Below are 25,793 nucleotides of genomic sequence, written 5' to 3'. Positions count from 1 at the left end.
AATTGCATTTAGCATCGCAGCAGCGATGCAGGGAGAGGATGATGAGCACGCAGACGATTCAGAAACTACTGGATATTAAAGACACTCCGGCCATTTACCGGAACCTCAGCTACGACGAAATCTTCGAACATGAAAAAAAGAACGGCGAGACTCTTCTGACTTCTCAGGGAGCCATGACCGTCGATACCGGTGAGTTTACCGGACGTTCCCCTAACGACAAATATATCGTAAAAGAGCCGACCTCTGAAAAAGACGTAGACTGGGGCAAAGTGAACCAGCCCGTCTCTGAAGAGATCTTCAATGAGCTGCTTGTAAAGGCACAGGAGCATCTGAGCGGACGTCCGCTGTATGTATTCGACGGATTTGCCGGCGCACGTAAGTCCACCCGACTCTCCCTGCGAATGATCACCGAAAAAGCCTGGCAGCATCATTTCTGCACCAATATGTTTATTCGCCCTTCGCCCGAAGAGCTGAATGACTTTACCGCTGATTTCACCATCATCAACGCATCGGGCCTGCGTAACGTCGACTTCAAAAAGCATGGACTGCATTCCGACGTTTTCGTTATCTTCCACCTCGGTCGTAAGATTGCCATCATCGGCGGCACGGAGTACGGCGGAGAGATGAAAAAAGGCATCTTCTCTGTCATGAACTTCTACAAGCCGCTTCAGGGCATCCTGACCATGCACTGCTCGGCCAACGTCGGCAAGGCAAAAGGAGACTCCGCTCTGTTCTTCGGCCTTTCCGGCACCGGTAAAACGACGCTGTCCACAGATCCGAACCGTCCGCTCATCGGCGATGACGAGCACGGCTGGGACGACGAAGGCATCTGGAATCTCGAAGGCGGCTGCTACGCGAAGACGATCAACCTGAACCCCGACGACGAACCGCAGATCTTCGGCGCTATCAAGAAAGACGCCCTGCTTGAGAACGTCGTCATTCGTGACGGAAACGTCGTCGACTACACGGACGGAAGCAAGACCGAGAATACTCGCGTGAGTTATCCGATCTTCCACATCGCAAACCGTATCGAGAGCGGCCTGGGCCCGCATCCTGAAAATATCATCTTCCTGACATGCGACGCCTTCGGCGTTCTTCCGCCTGTAGCCCGTCTCACTCCCGAGCAGGCCATGTATCACTTCCTGTCCGGTTATACGGCAAAGGTTGCCGGTACCGAGCGAGGCGTCAAAGAGCCCTCGGCTACTTTTTCGGCCTGCTTCGGCGCCGCCTTTATGACGCTGCATCCCACTCGTTATGCGAAGCTGCTCGGTGAGAAGATGAAGCAGCATAAGACGAAGGCATGGCTTGTGAATACGGGCTGGGCCGGCGGTCCTTACGGCGTCGGTGCACGTATGAAAATCAAGATCACGCGCTCCATCCTCGACGGAATCTTCGACGGATCGCTCGATCATGACGATTATACGCAGGACGATATCATGAATCTTGCGATTCCGAATCGTCTGCACGACTACGATAAGGCCGTCCTGCACCCGTGGGAGTCCTGGGCAGATAAAGCCGGTTATGAAGCGCAGCGTAAGAAGCTGGCCGGTATGTTCGTCGAGAACTTCAAGAAGTATACGAACGTCGGTAAAGAGTTCGACTTCTCGAGCTTCGGCCCGAAGCTGTGATTCGCTCATAGCCACCGATCATTACAAAAGGCCTCCGTTTCCGGAGGCCTTTTCTTTTATGCAGGCTTACGTTAGATCCGACGCCATGGATAAAAAGGATGGACCGAGCAGCGCTGCATCAGATAAGAGAATCGATGCCTTCGCGCATAACGACGCTTCTCGCTTTGATCCGGCGCGACTACGCCGTACAGTATGCAGGTATGGGTCTTGGCCTCGCCTGGCTTTTTATCAACTATGCCATGCAGATCGGCGTTTTCTATCTCGTCATCGGCAGAGGACTGTACGCCGATCAGGATGACTATGCGGCCCGGCTTCTGTCGGGAATGGCTCTCTGGATTCCGCTCTCTGAGATGCTCATGCGTTCCGGTTCTATTCTGAGCGAGAACCGCGTCCTGATCCGCCGTACGAATACGGGCCGTGAGCTCTTTGTCTGGATTCCCGTCGTTCAGGCGATGTTTCATTATCTGCTGCTTTCGATACCGCTTTCTCTGATCCTGTCGCTTTCGGGCGGATCGCTCTCACTTCCGTCGGCCCTTCTTTCTCTACCCGGTGCCCTTTTGGGCGGATGGGCCGCTCTTCTCATCGTTTCGCCCTGGGCGTTGATTCTTGCCAGGCTGGCAGTCATTCTGCGCGATCTGACGCCGCTGCTGCGACCTCTGTTGCAGATACTCTTCTGGTTAACGCCCATCGCCTATCTGCCCGCTTCCTGGTCGCACTGGAATCCGCTGACATATCTTCTGGCTCTTCATGGAAGCCTTTTCGCCGGATTGCCTGTTCCAGATTCGGGGGCTCTGTCGTTGCTTATCGCCGTGCTGTTCACAATGATGGCCGCCCTGATCAGCTCCTTTCGCCTGAACCGCATCGTCGAGGACCATCTGTGATGGATGCCGTGGTTCTATTAGAAAATATCAGCAAAGAGTACGTCGGCTTCGTCTCACATGCGGATCGCATCCTCTGCGCTCTCACGCTCGGCCTGCATCGCGGCAGACGTCGTTTTTCGGCGCTCACGGATATCAATGCCAGCCTTACGGGTGGCCAGATCGTCGGATTAATCGGGGCAAACGGCGCCGGTAAGTCGACCTTGCTTCGCCTTCTTTCTGGTATCTCGCGCCCTGATTCCGGTCGTGTCAGCTTTAAAGGAAGCGTGCGGGCGATTCTCGAACTTGGCGTCGGCTTTAATGCTGAGTTAACAGGAGTCCAGAATATCATGTATAACGGCGTTCTGTGGGGCTATGATCTGCATACGCTGAAATCTGAGGCGCATGCCATCCTGGACTTTGCCGGGCTTTCGGCCTTTGCCGATGAGGCGATGAAAAGCTACTCTACCGGTATGCAGATGCGCCTGGCCTTCTCGCTGGCCACACATCGCCGCACCGATCTTCTGCTTGTCGACGAAGCGCTTGCCGTCGGCGATGCGGCCTTCCAGCAGAAGTGCGTCGATCGTTTTCGCAGATATCGCGACGAAGGGAGCCTTATCATCGTCGTCAGTCACGACATGTCCCTTCTTGCCGATATCGCCGACCGCGTTATCCTGCTCGATCACGGACGTCTGGTAGCCGATGGAGCGCCGGCCACCGTGATTTCGGAGTACATGCACCGCCTGGCGGCAACGTCGTTTTCCGGAGGTCAGAGTGGCGCTCTGAACGGCTACAGCGTTCGTCTGCTTGATACGGCTGGGCGGGAACGGTCGGCCTTTTACTGCGGCGAAGAGGCCGTACTCGAGATAGCCCTTCAAGCCTCGCAGATACTTGAAGACATGACGCTCGGCTTTCATATTCAGGACGCTAAAGGTTTGCGCATCTTCGGAACAAACACATATCTTATGAATCAGGCGGTACGTGTGACGGAGCGCCGGCATCGCTTTCGTTTTCAGCTGCAACTGAATGCAGGCCCGGGCGCTTATACGCTCGGTATCTCGCTTCATCGCGGCCGCATGCATACGACGGACTGTCACCTCTGGACCGATTCCGCTCTCAGCTTTGAACTTGAGGCTAGGCCAGGTCAGATCTCAGACGGAGCGGCCTTTTTTCAACCGCTCTGGCTGGGAGACGCAGGGGAATCGAATTGAATCCTATGAGCCTGTCGGCAGAACAGCATGCGTTCTCGGTCATTGCAGCCCCACCGGGTGATGCCGCTTCGCTGCAGGAGGCCCTTCTTCTACTCGATGCCTGCTCTCCTGCTGCGTTGAATTCCGTTTTGCGCTCCCTTTCGCGAAAGCAGCGGCTTGCCTGGGTCACGGCAATAGCATCGATCGCCCGACAGATGCCTCAGGCCGCCGTTGAGATCGTATATCGCGTCTTTCTGTTAACGTTTCCCGATCGCGACGGAGCACGCCATTATACGACGCTGCTTGAATCGGAGCGTATCACGCCAGGCGACATGGCCCATCTTCTTGCCGTGCGCCGACCGCTGTCGCTGCTGCGGTATGCTCCGTCTGCGTTCTTCTTTCATCTGTTCGGCTTCTTGCGAGTGAAGATCCGGGCCGCTTCATTGCGGCCTGCTCATGCTTCGACTGGTGACTCAAGTGCTGTCCCGAGTCCGGCATCCATCAGCGCGGCCGAGCCGACATCTAAGAAGAATCAGCAATCACCGGATGATCGAAACAAAGACGACATTGAATATGACAGCGAAAGACCATCGATTGCCATCGTTATACACAGAGCAGGAACGGGGTTTTCGGGTGGGGCCGAGCGCCTGGCGCTTGAATATGCGCGGTATCTGAGTGAGATCGCTTCTGTTGAGGTCGTTACAACGCAGGCGCGCAATTATTTAACCTGGAAGAACGAATTCCCGAAAGGCCTGCAGAACGAAGATGGAATCCTGCTGCGACGCTTTCCCGTAAAAAACGGGCGACATCGGCTTTTTCATAAGCTGTCGATGCTTCTTTTTCGATCGCTTTCGATGATTCTTGCTGCGGGCAGTCCGCCTTCTTCATTGCAGAAAAGGCCTCTGGCCTCCGTTTTCTGGAAGATGCTGTCGCCTCTCGCGCTCTTATGGATGCGTCTTCAGGGGCCTCATGCGCCCGACCTTCAAGCCTGGATAAAACGGCGGAATTACGATTTCTATATTTTTGTGACCTACCTGTACGAGACGTCCTATGCATCGTTACCGATCGTTGCCGACCGTGCGGCGCTGGTGCCGACGGCGCATCCGGAATGGCCGCTGCAGTTGCCGATCTGGCAGCGGATCTTTCACGATCGTCGACCCGGATGGATCTTTCTCGCCGAAGAGGAACACCGGTTTCTCAGGCAGTGGTTCCCTGAGATGAATGACGGGCCTGTGGTCGGCTGCGGCCTGGCTTCCGTCGCGCAGTTACAGACCCTTGAGCGAAAGAGAGCCGCCGGCCTATCGAGCTTTCGTGAGCGCTTCTCGATCAACGGGCCGTTTGTTCTGTACACAGGCCGTATAGATCCCGAGAAAGGATGCCGCAAGCTCATCGCCTATTTTCTGGCCTTCTTGCGAAAATCCAATGCACGGCTAACCCTTGTGCTGGTAGGTACAGAGGCCATGACCGTGCCCGCACATCCGGCGATCGTCACGACAGGCTTTGTCGACGATGACGTCATGCAGGCGGCGCTCTGTGAATGCTCGGTTTATGTTCACCCGTCGCCCTACGAAAGCTTTTCATTCTCGCTGCTTGAGGCGATGGCCGCCGGGGCCCCGGTTCTGGTAACGGCCGAAAGTGATGTTCTTCGCGGACACGTGATTCGCAGCCGGGCCGGGCTTTATTACAGAGACATCGACGATTTCATCGAAAAGCTAACGGTGCTTCTGCGCGAGCCGCAGAGGTTCCAGAACGGACCTCATTACGTGCAGAAGCGTTATTCACACGAGGCCGTAAAAGGGTCGCTCCAGCGCTATGTGCTTGAAAGAATCGGCGCTCAGTAGCCGGCTGCGATGAACCGCCAAATCGCATCAGGCTGATCGGCTGGCGCGCTCGATCTCCTTCTCGATCTCTTCGACGTCCGAGAAGTGCATCTTTTCGCGTCCGATGATCTGATATGTTTCATGACCTTTTCCGGCAACGATGACGGCGATTCGCCTGGCCGGGCTTTCAACTGAAATCTGACGGGCATGCGCAAGCGCCGCCCTGATGGCCTCTGATCGGTTGCCGATCTCAAGCGCCGGCCGGAGCAAATCGCCTGCCCTTTCAGCGACGCCCGTGAGGATCTGGGCGCGAATCGAAGCCGCTGCCTCGGTGCGCGGATTGTCATCGGTTACGATCGTCAGGTCGGCCAGCCGTGCCGCAATCTCTCCCATCAGGGGACGCTTGCCCGGGTCACGGTCGCCGCCGCATCCGAATACGACGATGATCGTATTGTAGCCGATAGAGCGGGCCTCGACAAGAACGCGCTCCAGCGAATCCGGGGAATGGGCATAGTCGACGAAGGCGTCGATGGCATCGCTCACGCGAAGACGCTGCATGCGACCCGGTACGCCCGAGAAGTCAGCGAGATCCAAGCCTTTGACATGAGGCCCTGTACGCGAAGCCGATGCAAACCGTCCGGCCGTTCTTTCGAATGCGAAAAGGGCAAGAGCGGCGTTGATGCGGTTAAAGCCTGTCGGAACAGGCTGTCGCGCTGTGATCTCTGATTCAAATTCTATTGCTGAAAGAAGGGAAAAGGAGGACGACGTGTTTCCAGGCAGCGCAAGTCGAGATGCAATACAGGGACGCTCTGCGAATCGGCGCAGCGAATGCAGGGCCTCGTCTTCAGCATAAACCGAAAAGAAGGCCTTTGTGCGGGCTGCGAGAAAGAAGAGATGCCTTTTGGCGCGCATGTAGGAGGCCAGGGTTCTATGGTGGTCGAGGTGATCTCTTCCGAGGCCCGTAAAGAGCACGCCTGAAATCGTAAGTGCCTCCAGTCGCCCGAGTGAAAGGGCTTCTGAAGAGGCCTCGATTGTGACCTGTCGAATGCCTCTATCAAGCAGCTCTCTCAGAATGGCCTGCAGCTCATAGGAGCGCGGAGTTGTAAACCCCGTTTCGCGACTGACCTCCACCTCGCCGTCGAAATAGCGCAGGCCAAGCGTACCGACTAACGCGCAGGGCAGACCGGCCTTCTTCCAGAGATGATAGAGCATGTGTGTCGTCGTCGTTTTTCCGTTCGTTCCGGTAACGGCCACAACACACATCTCTTTCGAGGGATGACCGTTCAGACCGGCGGCCAGATGGGCCATGACGCGTTCGGGCGAGGCGACTCGCAAAACAGAGGCGTTAGCCGGCGCATTCATCGACGGCGAGAGCAGAAGAACGGAGCCCGCCGCTGCTGCCTGTTCTATGTATTTTCGGCCGTTTCGCGTCGCACAGTAAAGCACGCCCGGTCCGGCCCTGCGCGAGTCGTCGGTGATCTCGAGGATCTCCATATCGGATACTGTATTCGCTGCGGCCAATCCGACAGTACAGCTCAAGCCCGAGCGCTGAATCAATTCCATTAGTTGCATGATCTCAATCCGGCAGACGAATGCGTAGCACCCTGTTTTTCTCGTAATCGGGTAGAGCACCGTATAACTTCCAGTAGGTTAACACGGCGTCTTCGCCTTTTTTTCGTGCCAGCTCCGCCCGCAAAGAAGAGTTCTTTCGCTCCTGCTCGATCTTCGCAATGCGAGCCTGCTTGATCTTGCGATCCAGCAACGAAACCTCGATGCGCATCCTTGTATAGAAGAGCACCAGAAACGAGAGAACGAGAATCAACGCAAAAAGCGTGAGAAGCGAACCGACCTCCTGCGAGACGCGCCCCACAGGCGACGTAGCGCGGTTCTGACCGAATCCCTGTGGCGGAATAAACTCTGCGCTCTTATCCTGTCGCTCGACCGGCTTCTTCTTGAAAGCAGAGAAGAGTTTTTTCAATATCTTCATGGTTCTGTCGCCCTCAGTCGTTCGATGACGCGCAGCTTCGCCGATCTCGCCGCCGGGTTTATCTTCAGCTCCTCTTCATCGGGAGCAATCGCCTTTTTCGTGAGAATACGAAATCCCTGAGAGGCAAGGGATTGAAACCCTTTTTTTACGGGTCGGTCTTCAAGCGAGTGAAAGGATATGAGAGCGGCCCTGCCGCCCGGACTCAGAATAGCGGGAATCGATTCTACAAGCGCTTCAATCTGTTCGATCTCTCCGTTCACGGCAATACGCAGGGCCTGAAAGACGCGAGCGGCATCGCTATCGCGTATAAACTCGCGTCGCCCCGAACGATCACGCCTTCGAATCAATACCGAGAGAACACAATCGGTGAGCTGTGATGCCGAGACAATCGGGCGTGCCTCGACGATGCTGCGCGCGATGGGGCGCGACTGGCGTTCTTCGCCGTACTCGAAAAAGATACGAGCCAGCTCGTCTTCAGGCAGTTTATTCAGAAGATCTGCTGCCGTTTGCCCGAGTCTGCTATCGAGTCGCATATCAAGATCGCTGTCGCGAAACGAGAAGCCGCGACCGGCCTGAGAAAAATGAAACATCGCCACACCAAAATCGCAGAGCAGAAAATCGACGGCCAGGCCCTTCTCTGCAAGCAACGAGGCGGCCTCTGAAAACGGTGCGTGAAAAAGGCATACGGCGCCCCGATCCGGTCGTTCACTCAGGCGAAAGCCGTCAGCGGAAAGACGTTGTCTTGCTCGTTCGAGCATCTGTTCATCGCGATCAAGGGCGATTACGGTCGCGTCGGGACGCAGACGCAACATACCTCTCGTATGGCCGGCCTCGCCAAGCGTGCCGTCAAGGATAACGGGGCTTTCGTTTCCGAGCCCGGCAAGGGCCTGTAAAACAGGCTCGAAAAGAACGGGGACATGATCGATGGAATGATCCTGGATAAAGCGCTTAAGATGCAGCGACTCTGGAATCGGCGCGAAGGGCGAAACTTCAATGCGCTCTCGTCCTGAAGATTCCGACAAACCAAGCCGCTCTCTGCGCTTATTACGTCCGCCCACAGGACCACGATAGACGGTGACGCTCGTCATGCGAGCATGATTCCGAACCGCTACGTCATTCCGTTCCCGCTTCTTTGACGAAAGAATAGTTGAACTGCATCTGTTCGAGACTCACCCGCCGAAGCGCCATGCCGGCCGTCTCTTCCCAGACCGCCTCGTCAGGAGACTCGTTGAGCATAGCATAGATGACCGGCCGGGGCGCAAACTCCGGCTCGCTGCGGATCGCCCGTCGGCCGCGAGGCGAGCGGTTATACGGGCAGACCTCCTGACAGATGTCACAACCGAAAACCCAGCCCTGACGCCGGTCAGCCTGTCGATGGCGATCCTCTTTTGATTCGATCGTGATATACGAAAGGCATTTTCGCGGCTCGATGCGATACGGCTCAAGGGCGCCGGTCGGACATGCCTCAATACACAGATTGCAGCTGCGACAGAGGTCGGCTAACTCGGGATTCATCGCAGAAGCGGGAGTAGAAGCCGAAAGCAAGATCACGGCGAGCGCAAAAAACGAACCCTTCTCGGGATGAATCAGATTCGTATGCTTCCCCTGCCAGCCAAGCCCGGCCTTGCGCGCAAGAAGCTTCTCGGGAAGCGGGGCCGAATCCACACAGACGCGGGCCTGAATGCCGGCCTTCTCGAAAAGCGCCGTCAGCGGGGCGGCTCGCTTTTTCATCACCTTATGATAATCGCGCCCGACGGCGTAGCGAGCAATGCGAAACCTTGAATCTTCAAGAGCCCGATCGTAGTCCGGATCGCGATAGAGCATACCGAGAACAAGCGCGCTCTGAGCCGACACTTCGTCGGTCTCGTCCGTTGATTCATACGCAAGCAAGCGTCCAGGATTCAAGCGCAGCTCCTGATGCCTGGAGAACCAGCTCATCTCAGCCGGTCGCCCCTCTTCGACAAAGGATCTGAAGTGCTGCTTTTCTTCTTCTGAGATATGCAAATCGGTAAAGCCGACAAGGTCAAAGCCCTGCTGCCGTGCAAGGGCGATGGCTTCGGTGGCAAGCTCGTGAGACAGAGGAGATACTAAAGGCACCACGATGACAATACAACAGAACTATCAATACTTTTTGAGAATCTTGTCGATCTTATCCAGCCTTTCTTTATTTTGCTTTGCATAGCTTGTACTATTGAGCGCATTGGAAAGACCAATGAGCGCAGAACCCAGAGAATCAATATCTCCTTTTGAAGGAACGATCTTTAAGAAGCTCAATAAATTATACAGCTTGATTACCTGAGTCGCCGAGTAAAGGTCGCTGGCCATCTCACGCGTATCGCATTCAACTTCTTCGATTCTTTTTTTGCTGCGGATTAAACCGGGATTCGTAAATTCCCTTGAGTAGTTTATTGTAATAAACTTAATGTCGCCCAAGCATTGATATTGCTCATTAATTGGCCTAATAAACCATTCTTCAATGATTTTCCCTAAAACGTAGGTCAAAAATCCACCGAGAATGGTAATGCCTGATGTTAAGAAAATTTTAAGAATTTCTGACACAAAAAATACCTCATCAGGTAATCTATTATTAAATTCAATTATGCTGACTCCTCCGCCAAAGGCGGCAGACCAGCCAATAAAATGTATTATGAGCAGCTTTTCCTGTCAAGAGAACCGACAGGACGGTCCGCCCAGCGTGCTAACGCGTAATCCGCCCCATCGCAACTGCCCGGTCTTCCTGCAAATCCGAGTGCCCTGTGGTCCATTCCTCAATCCAATCCCGTACGGGATTATTTTCCTCAAATTTACTCCGTTGTTTTAATATTTTCCCGAGCGGGAAAAATACTGGATTTTCAGTCGAAGACCTATCGATGCGGAGGCCTTGAAGCTGTTCCATCTACAGAGCAGCGTCTGGTTACAATGATCGGCGACATCACTTACGCCTCTCGCTGGCAGGAGCACAGCAAAAGCTGCCGGTTTTGTTTGATCCATCAGGTGGCGGACTCTGGACGGTACCTCGTTATTGAACGAAACGATCGCCTTAGCAGGCTGCTGAAAAGGCAGCCATTTAGTAAGGATTTTTGGGCTTAGCTCAAAAAGAGGAAGCAGCGATCCCGGTCAAATAGGCCGTAACGATTGGCAGAGCCTGGCTCGCAACACCAGAGTCGCAGCGCCTTATCTGCTGAAGAAGGTAAAATCTACGTCTGAACGAATCGAAGAGGCCGCCGATCAGGCCTATAAGGAGTTCGCTCATGAGGTGGGCCGTATCGAGCTAATTAATCAGATACGCCTGCGAGATCCGACGGGCAGCCGGATCTCGCATTCAAAGGAAAGTCAGAGAGCCCGAGAGCTCTGCATATCAATCGGCTTCGACGACGAGATCGCCGGCAGCCTTTACCTCACCGTTTTCGTCAGCGGCCTGAACCGAAACGGTGATGAGTTTTTTACCTTCGTCTTCTTTCTTCTTTTTCACGGTGCCGGTACAGATCAGCGTCTGACCGGGCTTCGACATGGCCTTGAACTTCACGCCGAATTCACGGATCTGAATCGGGTTAACCCAGGCGCTGACCATACGTCCGACCTGGGCCATCGTGAACATTCCGTGAGCGATGGTTCCACCGAGGCCGACTTTTTCGGCAAATGCCGGATCGGTGTGAATCGGGTTGAAATCGCCCGAGGCGCCGGCGTATCGAACGAGCGTCATGTGCTCGATCGGCTTTGTGCGAAGTGCGGGAAGCTCTGCTCCCACTTCGACGTCAGAAAACTTAATACGTTGCATGCTATACTCCTGTTCCTTCGATTAAGGTCCTTAAACTGAGGTTCCTCGTTTCAGGTTCCTTCGGGGCGCAGAACGATGCCCATGTGAGCCTCGATGCACGCTTCGCCTCTGTCGTCACGGAATACCGTTTTGAACGTCACCATGTCCATCTTACCGGTTTTCACGTCGACGACCTCGCCTTCGGCGTGGATGTTTGTGCCCGGATAAACCGGCTTCAGGTAAGTGTACTCTTCTTTCATGTGAAGAAGACGGTTCGTATCAATACCCATAGCACGCATATCATCGAAGATTTCAGGATAACCCCAGAATTGAAACGACGTCTGAAATGTCGGTGGGATGGGAGTATCCTGAAATCCCGCTTTGCGTGCGGCCTCCGGATCAAGATAGATCGGATTCGTTTCACCGATCGCCATGCAGAATTCCCGGATCTTACCCCGTTCTACAGGAACGGTATAAGACTTGAGTTTTCTGCCCACAAGGTCTTTGCTGAGCGCTGTCATACCTGTTTCTGGCTGCACTGATTTTCCGGTCAACCAGGATACGGTTGAACCGAGACGGTCTGGCGAGTTTGACGGGTGCCGTGACGTTCAATTCCCGCCAAAATCCGTCTGCTGTTATGGACAAAAATTTTTCGATTTTTTTAGATTTTAGCAAACAATTGTTGATAAAATTACACCCCTAAAGCGTACTGTGCCTGCGCTTGAAGGAGCGAGAAATGAACATGCTGAAAAGAAGCGCCCCAGGTTCAACTGATGGCCGGTCCGAGGCTTTTTCTATTGAGGAAATCCTGGCATCCGGTCCAACCATGATCAACCGGATTCGTATCGGATTCTTTTTTCTTCTGCTGGCCTCTCTCGTGCTTTCCTACGAACAGAGCACCGATTTACAGAATCTGGCGTATCTGATCGGTGTGCTGACGCTGGGCGGTGTCGGGGTGCTGAACCTGCTCTTTCGAAGGCGTCTTCCGAAATCTGCTCCCTTTCTCTCTGTCGTAATCGACGCCTCAACGCTTGGAGTGGTGATGCTGATCGCCGCCACGACTGATCGTGATATGTCTTCAGGAGTCATCCGGCAGCAGGTGCTCTACGCTATCTCCGTCGTTTTTATCGTCTATTCCGGACTGTTGCTTCATCCCCGCTTCGTTTATCTGATTGGAATCCTGACCGTGATCTTTCAGGCGCTTGTTATAGGCAATGCCGCCTTTCAGGGAGTTCAGTTTACGGAAGATCCGGTCCTTGTTCTTTCGCCAGGCTACGCCTCGATATCGGAGCAGGTTCTGAAGCTGGTCTTTCTGCTGATGATCGCCTTCGTCAACGGTCGCGTCATTCGTATATTCGAGTCGCTGCGTAGCGCCGAAGAGCGCAAAATTGAAGCAGTCCGCCAGTCCGAGCAGGCCCTGCAAGAAGGGCGCAGCCGCATGCTGCAGACGGCGGCGTCATTAAGCGAAAAGGCCAGGCATCTGAGGGCCTTTGCAGACGAATTCTTCGACGTCGTCACACAACATGCATCGGCCTTTGAAGAGATCGGCTCGACGATGACGCAGTTCGTCTCTCAGCTACATAACTCAGGCGAGACGGTTCGTCATCAGCTTACGCGGATTGAACGCGTCGCAACAGATATTTCGAGCCTGCGCGGACTCATCGACGGACTCACAAAGCGATCGGGCGAGATCAACGGTCGGATCGGATCGGTGCGCGAATCAACGACAAGCGTAGCGCGCTTCGTCGTCGAGCTCGAGAAGGCTCTGGATTCCGTAACCGAATCCTTTCGCTCCGTCGATGAGGTGACCGACATCATGGCCGAGGTTGCAGAACGAACGAACCTGCTTGCGCTGAACGCCTCGATTGAGGCGGCACGGGCCGGCGAGGTGGGACGTGGCTTTGCCGTCGTCGCTCAGGAGGTCTCGAAGCTCGCCGATTCAAGCGGCAAGAACGCGGGGCGCATCTCTGAAATCGTCGAAGAGTCCTCGCGTCATGTAGCCTCGGGCCAGAATACAGCCCGGGGCGCTTCGGAGCGCGTGCAATTCCAGGATCGAGAGTTCTCTTCGTTTCTGGAATCATTCGAGTCGTTACAGAAGATGTTAACCGAACAGATCCGCCTCAATGACGGCTTTCTTGAAAGCCTTTCTGAGATCCGCACGCTTTCGACGGGCATTGAGGCGGCGACGACGGAACAGCGCACCGGCGCTTCGGCAATCCAGCAATCGCTCGACCAGCTCATAGAATCGATGAATACGCTTCTCTCGAAAGGCGGACTGCTTTCAAGTACCATCCATTCTCTTGAAGAAGAATCCAGATCGTTAACAGGTGAATCTCAGTGAAAAACAGATTTTCTATTTTGCCTTTTGCAGGGCTGATGCTTGCGTCTCTCTTGCCCTGCTCTCTTTTCGCCGAACAGGAAAAAGAACGCTATGACTTTATCGAGCAGTCGTTTCGCGCCGAACAGAGTCACGCAAAATACTATTATTATGGCTGGATGACGATCTACGGCGTCAATGCCGCCTATTCGTTCTACGATGCCGGCACTACGAAAAACACCGTAAACCATATCGTAGGCGGAGTTTCGGGCACGCAGGCCCTGATCGGAATGATCGGACTGGCGCTCTCTCCTCTTCCGGCAACGGACGCCTACGACACGCTTCATGCGATGCCAGGAGAGAGCGACGTTGAGCAGACCGAACGGCTGCGTCGCGCCGAAGAACTTCTGCGAAAAAGCGCGGAGGTCGAGCGAGAAGGCAGAAGCTGGATCATGCATGCGGCCAACTTTGTCGTCGCCGCGGGCGGGGCAGCGGTCATCCGATACTCTTACGGGGACCGCATCAACCGCGCGGGCGGGTCGGCCGTCGAGCAGGCCAATATCAATTTCTGGTCCAGCTTTCTTGTCGGCGAGCTGCAGCTTTTTACGCAGCCCACCCGCTCTATAGATAGCCTGAAAGAATACGAGCAGAGCTACGGCGTCACCTCGGTTTCTGTCGCTCCCTGTGTCACCTCGGACGGCGCCGGTGTGGCATTCATCATGCATTTCTGATAGAATCTGAGATTTCCAGAGTCGGAAAATTGCTTTCCTCTGAACGGCATTTTGATTTTTCATGTCTATGAACCTAAAGTCGACACTACGTCTTCTTATTCTCGGATTGCACTTACCGGTTCTTTTGGGATGTCCGGGCGGCAAAGATGAAGAGAGTGACCTGCTGAGCACGTGGGGACTGCTTGGATTTTTGAGCGATACAGCCCCTCTGAAGCCTCTGGAGCTTGAATATCCTGAAGCCATGCGTTCTGAGGCAGAAGTGGCTTTCTATCTCTCCTCCCGTGCCGGTCTGTCAGCCGACAGAGCTGGTTTTAAGCTCTACAACGCCGTCTACTATTCCAGCTCAGCGTCTGCTACCGTTGAGAAGCGGTCGGATATTCGCTCTTTAGTAATGAGAGAATTGACGGAAGAGCTGAACCGACTGCGTTCGGACATTGTGAATCGCGCCGACCAGGGAAGCGCTTATTTTACTTTCAACCTTACTCCGGACGGTAACTGTCCCCATATGACAGGCACACTGACCGGTACAACCCGCTACGAAATCGGTTCGGACTATGCAACTGTCTGGATAGACGTTAATGATATGAATCTCCAGTTGGAATTCACTGAATGCGTTGATGGCACGGTTTCGTTCAAGGACAGGGCGGCTCTCGGGATTAACAGTAACGTATGGCCTTACAATAACGACTATGATCGCGATGTCACGGATGGCACAATTATCATCGAGCATGGTGAATTTCACCTGGAAGATCATATTACCGCAGTCACAATAAGCGGAGAATCGTCAGCGTCCCTGCCCATGCGCACCGACGCAGAGTTCCTTCTGAACGGAAAGGCGTTCAGTCTTAACGGAAGAGAAGAGTACAGGAGCCTTTATAGCGTGCACGCACTGGATTGGAACGGGAACCGTCTTCGCGGCTATGATACCTTCACCGGAACGGTAAACGGTCAGCCAATGACGCTGACCTTGCCCTATGATTATAATCCTCTCAACGAGAGAACATATAGCACAGGCAGAGCGAGTAAGATCACGTTCAAAAAAGCAGTGAGCGGAACAAGCTCGACGCTGAACTCGGTTCGATTCTTGAAGGGTAAGTTCTGGGCTACTGGAGACAACTGTACGCTGCTTACTTCCGTGGACGGAAAAAACTGGAGTCCCGTTTCGCTGGGGGCCGGTTGTAACGAAGATTTGTCTGATATTGCAACTGATGGCGCAAAGCTGATCATAGTCACCAAATACAAAAACGCATACAAGTCAGACAATGGAATAACCTGGACCAAGCAGCAATTAAATTCCCTGTATGCCCGTTATTTTGGAATCAAATATCTCAACGATCTATGGGTTGCCTATGGTGGTGTTATGGACGATCCAACTATCGCCGTATCGGATGATGGCTCGACATGGTTATTGGTAACGCCGACAGACGTGCCTGGAGCGTCCGTCACGGATACTCTCAATGACGCGTACTTCGATGGAACCGGCATATCGATCGTCGGTGATAATGGGTGGCTGGGTCGATGCGCCGCCAACTGCACAGTTGGTACCAATTGGACCTTCACCAAGAAGGACAAGAATAAACCCTACACAGGCATTTTTAAGCGCAACGGCATTTTCTATCTGATGGCCGACACAACTTCTGCTTATGATTCGACATCCGATTGGAGTAGTGTCGAAGAGGTAACCGGATCAAAGTCGGGGTTTACTAATAGGGTCTACGATGATGGCTACGAAGTGCATGCAAGTTCATTCAACAAGGTTCGAAGCAGTCAGGACGGCTTGCACTGGAGGACGACAGCCCTTTACGAGGATTTTGGTCCTTCTGTGTACGGGTTCGATTGTTCGACTGCGATCTGTGCGGCGGTTGGTAGCAATGGCACTGTCTACTATAAAGAACTTCAGTGATACCGTCCCGCGGTCAGTCTCACATGATCGCGGGAGAAGGTATCGACCGTAACGACCGACCTGTATTCTCTACCAGAAGAACCATTCGCATCGGAACCGGTATTCACGGTTTCAATGCGACGCTGTGGTAACTCTTAAAAAAGCAGGCTCTGTCCTGAGTAGTAGAAGCCGGCGATACAGGCCGTCATCAGGCTTGCAAAGGTCGCCGCGACAAGGGCGCGCATTGATACGGCGGCCACATCTCTCGTCCGTTCAGGCACGATGGCCGTAATACCGCCGGCAAAGATGGCAAGCGAGGCGAAGTGTGTGAAACCGCAGAGAGCATATGTGGCGATGACGGCGCTGCGTTCCTGAATGGCATTCTCGGCCATGAGCTTCGCCAGATCCTGATACGAAACGACTTCGGTGACGATGAGGCGCTCACCGACGACACCGGCAACGGCAAAGATGTCTTCAAACGGAACTCCGGTGACTGCGATAAGCGGATAAAAAAGATAAGAGAAGATGGTCTTCAAGGTTAACGGTTGTCCCAGAAATCCGGTCGACCAGCCAAGCATGGCGTCAATCAGGGCGACCAGGCCAAGCACAGAGAGCAGCAGGGCCACGATACCGGTAATGAGCTTCATACCGTCCATCGACGATTTCACGATCGTTTCGATAAAAGATCCCTCTTTCTCATAGCTAACCTTTACATGCGTGCCGAGCGTTTCGGGCTGCTCTTTCTCGGGCAGCAGGATCTTCGAGAAAACAAGGGCGGCCGGCGCCGAGAGAATCGAAGCCGTCACAAGATGACCTGCGATCGAAGGAAGGGTTTCGCGCAGCGTGAAGATATAAAGCGCCATAACGTTCGACGAAACAGTGGCCAGCCCGGCCACAAGCACCGTATGCAGCTCGGATCGCGTCATGCGCAGCAGATACGGTCGCACTGTGAGCATTGCCTCTACTCCGACAAAGATTGAAGAGGCGGCGACCATGGATTCGGCGCCTGACGTACGAAAAAGCCGTGTGAAGATCTTTGAGAAGAAGTTTATAAGAACGGGCATGATTCCAAAATGATAGAGCAGCCCGATCAAAGCTGAAAAGAATACGATTGTGGGCAGGGCCTGAAAGGCAAGGAAGAAGCCAAGCGATCCCTCAGTGCCTGGAGGCAGAGCAAGCGGGCCGAACAAGAAGCGTGCGCCGGTAGCTGCGAGATCGGCAAGCGAGTTCACCGCCGTATTTACCGCCCCAAAGACCGCCATTCCCCCTGGAAACTGGAAGATGAGCCAGCCGAGAACAAGCTGCAATCCGATTCCAAGGAAGATGAGTCGCCAGTTCTGACGTCGGATCGTACCTGAAAGCAGGATAGCCGAGCCCGTGAGTACGATAAGGCCGGCAAGAGAGATGAGGTTGAGCATGCCCATAGAGCGGGATGTTCACCATGGCCTTTGTATGCAAGCCGATTTCACAGTATCGACCTGCTTCCGGTTACCTGTCAGCCACGCTGTTCAGAGCATTGAAACCTGTTTACTGGAATAAATTTGCTTTCTCAGTCATGTTTGTAAAAATGTCAATATGTCTGAAAATATGCTTTCCTCTGTACTTGAAATTCCAACTCTTTCATTATGAGATGTATGAAAGCACTGCATGTCCTTCTGGCCGGAGTCTGTCTGCTTGCCGCTGCCTGCAAGGAAGAAGAAACAGATATGATGTCTCTTCTTGCACTCGGAGGATTGCCTGACACAGCCCCTCTGAAGCCTCTTGAACTTCAATACCCTGAATCCATGCGTTCAGAGGCCGAAGTGGCTTTCTATCTGTCTGCCCATACCGGTGCGGCGGCCGACACGGGCGGCTTTCAGCTCTACAACGCAGCCTACTATGCTTCCTCAGCGTCTACGACCCTTGAGAAGCGATCGGATATTCGCTCTTTAGTGATGAAAGAATTGGCGGCAGAGCTGAACCGACTGCGTTCAGACATCGTGAATCGGGCCGAACAGGGAAGCGCTTATTTTACGTTTACCGTCACTCCCACCAGCCACTGTCCCCTCATGACAGGCTCTTTTACCGGCACAACGCACTACGAAATCGGCTCGGACTATTCGACGGTCTGGATAGACGTGACGGATATGAATCTGCAGTTAAAGTTCTCTAATTGCGTTGACGGTACGGTTTCGTTCAAGGACAGGGCGGCTCTCGGGATCAACAGTACTGAATGGCCTTACAATAACGATACGGACCGTGACTTCATGAATGGCACAATTATCATAGAGCACGGTGAATATCACCTGAAGGATCACATCGACGATTGGAGTATAAGCGGAGAGTCATCAGCATCCTTACCCATACGAACGGATGGTTTCTTCAATTTAAACGGAAAGAGTTACGAACTCAATGGAACAGAAGAGTATAAAACGATCTATCGGTTCTCGCTGGATTGGAACGATAATCGCATTCGCGGCTATGATACCTTCGCCGGAACAGTAAATGGTCAGCCAATGACGCTGACACTGCCTTATGACTATAATCCTCAGAATTCAAAAACCTCCACCTCCAGTACAGGCAGTGGCAGTAAGATCGACTGGACATACGCTCCGACCGGAACAAGCCAGAGGCTCAATTCCGTCAGGTATCTGAATGGTAAGTTTTACGCAACGGGAAACCGTTGTACCTTACTTACATCCTCAGATGGAAAGACATGGACGCCTGTAACGATTAGTGGCTGTAGCTATTATTCTGATGATTTGAATGATATTGCCGGCGATGGTACAAACTTGAACATAGTTACATCAACCGGGATCATCTTTTCGTATAATGGCACTACGTGGACCAAGAAAACAGTAGATTCCACAATCACGAAATTTTTCGGTATCAAGCACCATAATGAATTGTGGCTGGCCTATGGACTATACAAAAACGGTTTGGCTAAAAGCTTTCGTTTCGCCATATCATCCGACGGCAACAACTGGCAGGTTATTTCAAAAGATATTGACCCCGAGGGCATGCCTCGAGATGCTTATATCGATGAAATAGGCCGGATCAGAATCGTCGGCGAGAAAGGCTGGACCGTTCAGTGTGATGCAAACTGCACAATAAGCGATAACTGGGTGCTCAATAAAAGAGATACATATAAAAGCTATACCGGTATCTTCAAGCGCAACGACTCTTACTATCTATTAGCCGGCCGCCGTCTTATGGATGATTTGACAGCTTTTCCCGAACCATATGATAGAACAACAGACTGGACCAGTTTCTCCGAATATACCTTACCAGAGTATAGTTTTGTTCAGCGGGTTCACGATACTGGCAGTGACATATATGCGACGACCGAAAATGGCGTGATGAAATCCTCCGACAATGGCGGGAGCTGGGTTACAATTGGATTCGCCGGCCGCGGCTATGGCTTTACCTGTTCCCCATCCATCTGTGTGTCCGTGGGCGGCAGTGGATCTGTCTTCTACAAGGAGCTTCCCTGACGATTAGATGACACCTATCTTGAATCGGTGCGCCCTGTGAGAGCTCAGGGCCTGGCAGGCCGTCCCGAATCGGATGTCCTGTAAGTTCTGGATAGCAATTCTTGAGCTCGGACGTGTTTCGAAGGCTTTCTGACTCGACCACATCGCCGCTTTCGTGATTCTGGCCGCGTATGCCCCGCAGAACGGATATTGACTCCATCCTCATCCCGGGCAGTGGCCCCATCGTAATCGGTCAGGCGTGTGAATTCGACTATTCCGGAACACAGGCCTGTCGAGCCCTCAAAAAAGAGGGCTATCGCACCATCCTCTTTAACTCAAATCCGGCGACGATTATGACCGATCCCGAGCTGGCCGATGCCACGTATATCGAGCCGATGACGCCCGAGATCCTGCTCCGTATTATCGATAAAGAAAAGCCTTCGGCCATCCTGCCCACCGTCGGCGGTCAAACGGCGCTTAACCTGGTCATGGATCTGCATAAGACCGGAGAGCTCGAAAAACGCGGCATCAAACTGATCGGTGCCAGCGCCGATGCCATCGACAAGGCCGAATCACGTTCGCGCTTCAAAGATGCGATGCGCGATATCGGGCTGAAAGTGCCTGAATCCGTCCTCTGCGATAGCATGAGCGATGCCCGCGCCTTCTATCAGAAGATGGGATTGCCGCTGATTATACGGCCGTCTTTTACCCTGGGCGGCACCGGCGGCGGTATCGCCTTTACCGAGGCCGAGTTCGAAGATATCTGCCAGGGCGGACTCGATGCCTCGCCCACACATCAGGTACTTGTCGAGCAGTCCATCCTCGGATGGAAAGAATACGAGCTTGAGGTGATGCGCGATACGGCTGATAACGTCGTCATTATCTGTTCTATTGAGAACGTCGATCCGATGGGCGTTCACACGGGCGATTCGATTACCGTCGCTCCGCAACAAACCCTTACCGACGATCAGTACCAGATCATGCGCGATGCCGCGATCGCCATCATCCGCGAGATCGGCGTCGACACAGGCGGCTCAAACGTGCAGTTCGCTGTAAATCCCGAAAACGGCGAGATGGTCGTGATCGAGATGAATCCCAGGGTTTCCCGGTCCTCGGCCCTTGCCAGTAAGGCTACGGGCTTTCCTATCGCTAAAATCGCCGCTCTGCTTGCAGTCGGATATACGCTGGATGAGATTCAAAACGACATCACTAAGGTAACGCCGGCCTCTTTCGAGCCGACTATCGATTATGTCGTGACGAAGATTCCACGCTTTACATTTGAAAAATTCCCGGGCTCGCGCAAGGTTCTCGGCTCGATGATGAAATCCGTAGGCGAAACGATGGCCGTCGGACGCACGTTTCAGGCGTCGTTCCAGAAGGCCTTTCGCTCGCTTGAAACGGGTCGCTCCGGTTTCGGTGCAGACGGCAACCTGGACGAGCTGTTCCGTATTCATGAGCATCTGCGCAGCAATACTCTTGTCGCCTATCTCGAAGATAGTCTGCAGATGCCCAATCCGGATCGCATCTTTGACGTGAAGATCGCCATGGAGATGCATAAACGCGGCCGCATCGATTTTCCGTTCGAGAAGATCTATGATCTGTGTCGCATCGATCGCTGGTTCCTGTATCAGTTCGAGGACTGGATCGATGAAGAGCTGGCCTTCACAGGCATCAACAGCGAAGAAGAGCTGCTCGCCTGGAAAGAAAAAGGCTACAGCGACCGCCAGCTTTCTTACCTGCTGAACCGCATCGCGATCGAAGAGATCATTCAGAATCAGAACAAATCGGTGTCGGCACGCAGAAAAGAAATCATCGCCCTTCTTAAAAAGGGAGAGGCCGATCTGCGCAAGCGACGATCCGACGGGAAAGTGAAGCCAGTATTTCGTCGCATCGACACATGTGGCGGCGAATTCGAGGCGAAGACCCCCTATCTCTATTCGGCATACGAAGAGATGGACGAGTCGGCCGTCGTCGATACGAAAAAAATCATGATCCTTGGAGGCGGGCCTAACCGCATCGGCCAGGGCATTGAGTTCGACTACTGCTGCTGCCATGCCTCCTTCGCTCTGAAAGATATGGGCATTCGATCGGTGATGGTGAATTCGAATCCCGAAACCGTATCGACGGACTATGACACGTCAGACGTGCTGTATTTCGAGCCGTTAACCGTCGAAGATGTTCTTCATATCTGCGAAAACGAAAAGCCGACGGGCGTGATCGTTCAGTTCGGAGGCCAGACGCCGCTCCGCCTTGCACAGGATCTGGCAAAGGCCGGCGTTCCGATTATCGGTACATCTCCCGATTCGATCGATCGGGCGGAAGATCGTGATCTCTTCTCACAGATGATCGAGAAGCTCGGCCTGCGTCAGCCGCCGAACGCCATCGCTCATGATGTAGACGAGGCGCTTGAGAAATCCGCCTCGATCGGTTATCCGTGTCTTGTGCGCCCGAGCTATGTTCTCGGCGGCCGCGCCATGGCGATCGTGCACGATCAGGATCAGCTTCTTCAATTCATGAAAGAGGCCGAGTCGATTAACCCCGAACATCCGGTATTGATCGATCGATTTCTGGAAAACGCCATCGAGATGGACGTGGACACGCTTTCTGACGGCGAAGACGTTTATGTCGCCGGCATCATGCGCCATATCGAAGAAGCCGGCGTGCATTCCGGCGACTCTGCCTGCGCCCTGCCCGCCGTTGAAATCTCTGATTCGATGATCGAGGAGATCAAACAGGCGGCGACGAAGCTGGCACGTGAGCTTCACGTCGTGGGTCTGATGAATATCCAGTTCGCCATCCAGAACAGCACGCTTTACATTATTGAGGTTAACCCGAGGGCGTCGCGTACCGTTCCTTTTGTGAGCAAGGCCACAGGCGTTCCTCTGGCCAAGCTTGCGACACGCATCATGTGTGGTGAAAAACTGAAAGACGTGCTGCCGAATCCTCCGAAGCCGTCGGGCTTCATTGCGGTGAAAGAAGTCGTGCTTCCCTTCTCTCGTTTTACGGGCGCCGACATCATCCTCGGCCCCGAGATGAAGTCCACGGGCGAGGTCATGGGCATCGCCCAGTCCTTCGAAGAGGCCTATCTGAAGGCGGTGATCGCCGCCGGCGAACGGCTGCCGCGTCCCGGTGCAGGAGTATTCTTCAGCGTCAGCGATCCGGCCAAGCCGCATATGGTCGAAGAAGCGAAGATCCTGCTTGAGATGGGCTACAAGCTCTACGGCACATCGGGCACACATGACTATCTGCGCCAGCACGGCATTACGATTGAATCGCTTTACAAATTAAAAGATGGCAAGAGCCCGAATCCGCTTGATGAGATCAAAAACGGCAACATCCGTCTGATCATCAACATCCCGCATTCGCGACAGACGCGCGACGACGCCTTCCTGATCCGACAGGAGGCGATTCGCAACCGCATCCTCTGCATCACGACGCTTGAAGGAAGCCAGGCGTTCGTTAACGGACTCAAGAAGATGAAGGATATGAGCTTCTCAGTGCATTCGTTGCAGGAGATTCACGGCTAAGACGACGGTTTCTGCCGCTGGCTGGCCTTTACTGCTCTTTACGTTATGGGAAGGGTCGCTGGCCGGAATGATCGCCGTTCGCTTCAGAATCATTCCGGCTGACCCATGGCGGTGCTATCTTTCTAATCAGCTCCGGCCTGATCCTGTAAGAACGGGTTCGGTCTGCCCGACGGTGCGGGTCGTGAAGTCACGCATGTCGGGCTCTGACATCTCCTTCACCCATTGCTGCCAGGAGTACGGCCACATCGCCGGATCTCCGTCCGCATCAAGATACCAGCTCTGACAGCCGCCCACCCAGACGGTTTTGCTCATACCCGCCTTTAGATACTCGTTATACGCTCGGAGCGCCTCGGGCCGCGCGTCGATGGCGTCGAACTCCTCGTTTCGCCACTTCTCGATCACTTTGAGCACATACTGCGTCTGCACCTCGCTCATAGCGATGACCGAGAAGTTCCCGATCGGCGTGTTCGGCCCGAGCATCAAAAAGAAGTTCGGGTAACCAGGAATAAAGATCGATCGATAGGCCTGCACCTTCTTCTGCCAGGTATGCTCGATGTCGGATTGTTCGCCTCGCAGATCCATCGGACGCATAAAATTGAACGGATGAAAGCCCGTCGAGAGCACAAGAACGTCAAGCTCGTGCAGTTTTCCGTCTTCGGTTACGACTCCTTTAGCCTCGATTTGTTTGATACGATCTGTGATCAGATGAGCGTTCGGCTTCTGAATGGCATCGTAAAACGTGCCGTTCACGATGATACGCTTGCAGCCGACGCGATAATTCGGCGTAAGTTTCGCCCGCAGTACCGGATCTTTTACGCTTTTCCGCAGATTGCGACGACACAGATAATCGGCCAGTCGATGCTGCAGCCACTTGCCGATAACGGCCTTCGAAAAGGTATGTTCGACGGCCTTTGTATAGAGGTAGTGATAGAGCGAGAGCCTTCGCGGGTTCTTGCGCCAGCTCGCCTTCGACGACTCGCTGTAATGATGATCGGGAATCTTGAGTATCCACTGCGGAGTCCTCTGGAATACGGAAACCGAACCCGCCAGCTTCACAAGCTCGGGAATGACCTGAGCGGCCGTCGAACCTGTTCCGATGATGCCGACACGCTTGCCCTTCAGATCGACGCTGTGATCCCACTCGGCCGTATGAAACATGGCGCCTTTGAAATCACCCAGCCCGGCGATGTCAGGCCTTGCCGGATGATGAAGGATGCCGGTGGCGCAGACTACGAAATCGGCCGTAAACGTATTGCCCTTGCTCGTCTTCACCGTCCAGCGTGCATCGGCGTAGCGAGCCGACGTCACGGCCTCGTTGAAACGCACAAGCGGAGTCACACCGTATTTTGCGCTTACGCGCTCAAAGTAAGCCTGGATCTCATCGCCATGTGCAAAGCGATGGCTCCACTCCGGATTCGGCTCAAAAGAATACGTGTACATATGAGCGGGGATGTCGCAGGCCACGCCTGGATAGGTGTTCTCTCGCCATGTGCCGCCCACCTTCTCTTTCTTTTCAAGAATGGTGATCTCGTCGATGCCCATCTGCTTCAGCTTGATGGTCATGAGAATGCCCGTCATGCCCGCTCCGATGATAATAACCGATGGCTTTCGCCGCTCTTCGCTCTTTGAATGCATTCCTGCCGCTCCTTTTTCCTGAGCTGAAGCGAAATTGACTGATCTGTCAATCAAAAAATAGACCGGGATGCCCGCTCTCAGGACTCAAAGACTGAAAAATTCAGGCATATCGGGCAGACAGTTACGCCAGTTTTACCGGTGAGTACAGAGGCTGCTCAGAGCCTGAATCGACCGACAAGCGGCCAGTGATCGGACGCATCGCTTTTGATCACATCGGTGTCGAGAACGCTCACCCCATCGCTGACGAAGATATAGTCGAGCGTGATGCTGCGCGGAACAAGCCAGATTGGAACGCGTTCGCCGATCTTTTTGCGAGTATCATCGGGCAACGGAAAGGTGTCGCTGTTCGTCGGCAGCCAGCCTCCGTCGGCGTCGCTGTAAACGTCTGAGACGAGATCGTATTCATCAAGGTCGTAGAATCCCATCGTGCCGCGCAGCATGTTGAAATCGCCGAGCAGAATGCGCGGACGTTTCGCCTCGCCCAGCCAGGTTAACAGATCGGTGATTTCAGTCCTTCGTGACTGCGCTCGCTGACGCACGCTCTGCATTCCGCCGATATGTCCGGCGAGCGGCATGAGATGCATCGTGATAAACTCAACGGGACGGCCATTTATGTTTACTACGGCTCGTAGTGCCCGTCGCGAATTCCCGAGCCGTATCTCGTCGCGAGCGACGATCGGATGTCTCGATAGAATGACCAGTACCCACTGTGCGCTGCCGTAGTTCACATACGGCATGCTGGCCACATGCTGATAGCCCAGACTGCCGGCGATCTGTGCAGAGGCGGGCTGACCACCCGTGCTCAGCACCTCCTGCATGGCCACCACGTCGGCGTCGAGCCCTTTGATTGTGCGAACCAGGCCGGGTATCCCGCGCTCCATATAGTGTACATTGTAGGTTGCCGCCGTGAACTCGACGGGCTTACCGTCACGCAATAACGCCGCGCAGGAGGACAGCATACAGGCCGTCGCCAGCGCTATGAAGCGCTTACAAATTCCGGTCGTGCAGGA

The 25,793-nt window shown here is 53.9% G+C and carries 19 protein-coding genes; 9 read left to right on the top strand and 10 right to left on the bottom strand.

Annotated elements, in window-relative coordinates; genetic code table 11:
- Positions 1–41 precede the first annotated feature (41 nt).
- The 4 genes from pckA to LEPIL_RS06600 all read left to right on the top strand — a co-directional run bounded on the left by pckA (position 42) and on the right by LEPIL_RS06600 (position 5,516).
- A complete protein-coding gene (gene pckA, locus LEPIL_RS06615) occupies positions 42–1,628 on the top strand; it encodes a phosphoenolpyruvate carboxykinase (ATP) (RefSeq protein ID WP_002771140.1) in 1,587 nt (528 codons plus the stop codon).
- A 134-nt stretch (positions 1,629–1,762) separates the two neighbouring features.
- The gene (locus LEPIL_RS23665) at positions 1,763–2,509 is read left to right on the top strand and encodes an ABC transporter permease (RefSeq protein ID WP_002771138.1); all 747 of its coding nucleotides are present in this window, start codon (positions 1,763–1,765) and stop codon (positions 2,507–2,509) included.
- Positions 2,509–3,696 (top strand): ABC transporter ATP-binding protein, encoded by a 1,188-nt coding sequence (locus LEPIL_RS06605; RefSeq protein ID WP_002771136.1) that lies wholly within the window; start codon positions 2,509–2,511, stop codon positions 3,694–3,696. The genes LEPIL_RS23665 and LEPIL_RS06605 overlap by 1 nt, the downstream gene beginning before the upstream one ends.
- A gap of 5 nt (positions 3,697–3,701) precedes the next feature.
- The gene (locus LEPIL_RS06600; protein ID WP_002771134.1) at positions 3,702–5,516 is read left to right on the top strand and encodes a glycosyltransferase family 4 protein; all 1,815 of its coding nucleotides are present in this window, start codon (positions 3,702–3,704) and stop codon (positions 5,514–5,516) included.
- 27 nt (positions 5,517–5,543) lie between these two features.
- Here LEPIL_RS06600 and LEPIL_RS21760 read toward each other — a convergent pair whose 3' ends face one another.
- The 7 genes from LEPIL_RS21760 to LEPIL_RS06560 form a co-directional block, all read right to left on the bottom strand.
- Positions 5,544–7,067 (bottom strand): Mur ligase family protein, encoded by a 1,524-nt coding sequence (locus tag LEPIL_RS21760; protein ID WP_002771132.1) that lies wholly within the window; start codon positions 7,065–7,067, stop codon positions 5,544–5,546.
- A gap of 4 nt (positions 7,068–7,071) precedes the next feature.
- Complete coding sequence (locus LEPIL_RS06590; protein ID WP_002771131.1) at positions 7,072–7,482, bottom strand: hypothetical protein; 411 nt, start codon at positions 7,480–7,482, stop codon at positions 7,072–7,074.
- Entirely contained in the window at positions 7,479–8,570 is a 1,092-nt protein-coding gene (gene rsmH / locus LEPIL_RS06585) for a 16S rRNA (cytosine(1402)-N(4))-methyltransferase RsmH (protein WP_002771129.1), read from the bottom strand. The genes LEPIL_RS06590 and rsmH overlap by 4 nt, the downstream gene beginning before the upstream one ends.
- A 25-nt stretch (positions 8,571–8,595) precedes the next feature.
- Positions 8,596–9,579: a tRNA epoxyqueuosine(34) reductase QueG gene (gene queG / locus LEPIL_RS06580; RefSeq protein WP_157135033.1), complete on the bottom strand. Its 984-nt coding sequence runs from the start codon at positions 9,577–9,579 to the stop codon at positions 8,596–8,598.
- A gap of 24 nt (positions 9,580–9,603) precedes the next feature.
- The gene (locus LEPIL_RS06575) at positions 9,604–10,041 is read right to left on the bottom strand and encodes a hypothetical protein (protein ID WP_002771125.1); all 438 of its coding nucleotides are present in this window, start codon (positions 10,039–10,041) and stop codon (positions 9,604–9,606) included.
- 799 nt (positions 10,042–10,840) lie between these two features.
- A complete protein-coding gene (locus LEPIL_RS06565; RefSeq protein WP_002771123.1) occupies positions 10,841–11,260 on the bottom strand; it encodes a MaoC/PaaZ C-terminal domain-containing protein in 420 nt (139 codons plus the stop codon).
- A 50-nt stretch (positions 11,261–11,310) separates the two neighbouring features.
- On the bottom strand, positions 11,311–11,760 hold the full coding sequence (locus LEPIL_RS06560) for an FAS1-like dehydratase domain-containing protein (protein WP_002771121.1): 450 nt from the start codon (positions 11,758–11,760) through the stop codon (positions 11,311–11,313).
- Positions 11,761–11,975: 215 nt separating this feature from the next.
- On the opposite strand from LEPIL_RS06560, the gene LEPIL_RS06555 reads away from it, so the two are divergent.
- The 3 genes from LEPIL_RS06555 (at position 11,976) to LEPIL_RS06545 (ending at position 16,190) form a co-directional block, all read left to right on the top strand.
- Entirely contained in the window at positions 11,976–13,580 is a 1,605-nt protein-coding gene (locus LEPIL_RS06555; protein WP_002771119.1) for a methyl-accepting chemotaxis protein, read from the top strand.
- Between the two features lie 35 nt (positions 13,581–13,615).
- On the top strand, positions 13,616–14,287 hold the full coding sequence (locus tag LEPIL_RS06550; RefSeq protein WP_143464723.1) for a hypothetical protein: 672 nt from the start codon (positions 13,616–13,618) through the stop codon (positions 14,285–14,287).
- Positions 14,288–14,354: 67 nt separating this feature from the next.
- Positions 14,355–16,190, top strand: coding sequence for a WD40/YVTN/BNR-like repeat-containing protein (locus tag LEPIL_RS06545; RefSeq protein WP_002771115.1), 1,836 nt, complete (start codon positions 14,355–14,357; stop codon positions 16,188–16,190).
- A gap of 134 nt (positions 16,191–16,324) precedes the next feature.
- Here the strand turns inward: LEPIL_RS06545 and LEPIL_RS06540 are convergent, their stop codons facing one another.
- Entirely contained in the window at positions 16,325–17,593 is a 1,269-nt protein-coding gene (locus LEPIL_RS06540; protein WP_002771112.1) for a NupC/NupG family nucleoside CNT transporter, read from the bottom strand.
- Positions 17,594–17,803: 210 nt separating this feature from the next.
- On the opposite strand from LEPIL_RS06540, the gene LEPIL_RS21755 reads away from it, so the two are divergent.
- Positions 17,804–19,642 (top strand): WD40/YVTN/BNR-like repeat-containing protein, encoded by a 1,839-nt coding sequence (locus LEPIL_RS21755; protein WP_052608202.1) that lies wholly within the window; start codon positions 17,804–17,806, stop codon positions 19,640–19,642.
- A gap of 170 nt (positions 19,643–19,812) precedes the next feature.
- A complete protein-coding gene (carB, locus tag LEPIL_RS06530) occupies positions 19,813–23,148 on the top strand; it encodes a carbamoyl-phosphate synthase large subunit (RefSeq protein WP_002771103.1) in 3,336 nt (1,111 codons plus the stop codon).
- Positions 23,149–23,274: 126 nt separating this feature from the next.
- On the opposite strand, the gene LEPIL_RS06525 is transcribed toward carB, so the two are convergent.
- Both LEPIL_RS06525 and LEPIL_RS06520 read right to left on the bottom strand, forming a co-directional pair.
- A complete protein-coding gene (locus tag LEPIL_RS06525; protein ID WP_002771101.1) occupies positions 23,275–24,783 on the bottom strand; it encodes a flavin-containing monooxygenase in 1,509 nt (502 codons plus the stop codon).
- Positions 24,784–24,938: 155 nt separating this feature from the next.
- Positions 24,939–25,742 carry an endonuclease/exonuclease/phosphatase family protein gene (locus tag LEPIL_RS06520; protein WP_040918381.1) on the bottom strand — a complete coding sequence of 268 codons (804 nt, stop codon included), beginning with the start codon at positions 25,740–25,742 and terminating at the stop codon, positions 24,939–24,941.
- Between the last annotated feature and the right edge of the window lie 51 nt (positions 25,743–25,793).

Source organism: Leptonema illini DSM 21528 (assembly GCF_000243335.1).
Classification (GTDB): Bacteria; Spirochaetota; Leptospiria; order Leptospirales; family Leptonemataceae; genus Leptonema; species Leptonema illini.
This window is presented reverse-complemented; position numbering and strand designations above follow the sequence as displayed.

What these genes read in the sequence shown, in the direction of transcription:
- pckA (WP_002771140.1), top strand. Translation starts at nt 42, where the DNA reads ATGAGCACGCAGACGATTCAGAAACTACTGGATATTAAAGACACTCCG.
- LEPIL_RS23665 (WP_002771138.1), top strand. Translation starts at nt 1,763, where the DNA reads ATGCCTTCGCGCATAACGACGCTTCTCGCTTTGATCCGGCGCGACTAC.
- LEPIL_RS06605 (WP_002771136.1), top strand. Translation starts at nt 2,509, where the DNA reads ATGGATGCCGTGGTTCTATTAGAAAATATCAGCAAAGAGTACGTCGGC.
- LEPIL_RS06600 (WP_002771134.1), top strand. Translation starts at nt 3,702, where the DNA reads ATGAGCCTGTCGGCAGAACAGCATGCGTTCTCGGTCATTGCAGCCCCA.
- LEPIL_RS21760 (WP_002771132.1), bottom strand. Translation starts at nt 7,067, where the DNA reads ATGCAACTAATGGAATTGATTCAGCGCTCGGGCTTGAGCTGTACTGTC.
- LEPIL_RS06590 (WP_002771131.1), bottom strand. Translation starts at nt 7,482, where the DNA reads ATGAAGATATTGAAAAAACTCTTCTCTGCTTTCAAGAAGAAGCCGGTC.
- rsmH (WP_002771129.1), bottom strand. Translation starts at nt 8,570, where the DNA reads ATGACGAGCGTCACCGTCTATCGTGGTCCTGTGGGCGGACGTAATAAG.
- LEPIL_RS06565 (WP_002771123.1), bottom strand. Translation starts at nt 11,260, where the DNA reads ATGCAACGTATTAAGTTTTCTGACGTCGAAGTGGGAGCAGAGCTTCCC.
- LEPIL_RS06560 (WP_002771121.1), bottom strand. Translation starts at nt 11,760, where the DNA reads ATGACAGCGCTCAGCAAAGACCTTGTGGGCAGAAAACTCAAGTCTTAT.
- LEPIL_RS06555 (WP_002771119.1), top strand. Translation starts at nt 11,976, where the DNA reads ATGAACATGCTGAAAAGAAGCGCCCCAGGTTCAACTGATGGCCGGTCC.
- LEPIL_RS06550 (WP_143464723.1), top strand. Translation starts at nt 13,616, where the DNA reads ATGCTTGCGTCTCTCTTGCCCTGCTCTCTTTTCGCCGAACAGGAAAAA.
- LEPIL_RS06545 (WP_002771115.1), top strand. Translation starts at nt 14,355, where the DNA reads ATGAACCTAAAGTCGACACTACGTCTTCTTATTCTCGGATTGCACTTA.
- LEPIL_RS06540 (WP_002771112.1), bottom strand. Translation starts at nt 17,593, where the DNA reads ATGGGCATGCTCAACCTCATCTCTCTTGCCGGCCTTATCGTACTCACG.
- LEPIL_RS21755 (WP_052608202.1), top strand. Translation starts at nt 17,804, where the DNA reads ATGAAAGCACTGCATGTCCTTCTGGCCGGAGTCTGTCTGCTTGCCGCT.
- carB (WP_002771103.1), top strand. Translation starts at nt 19,813, where the DNA reads ATGCCCCGCAGAACGGATATTGACTCCATCCTCATCCCGGGCAGTGGC.
- LEPIL_RS06525 (WP_002771101.1), bottom strand. Translation starts at nt 24,783, where the DNA reads ATGCATTCAAAGAGCGAAGAGCGGCGAAAGCCATCGGTTATTATCATC.
- LEPIL_RS06520 (WP_040918381.1), bottom strand. Translation starts at nt 25,742, where the DNA reads ATGCTGTCCTCCTGCGCGGCGTTATTGCGTGACGGTAAGCCCGTCGAG.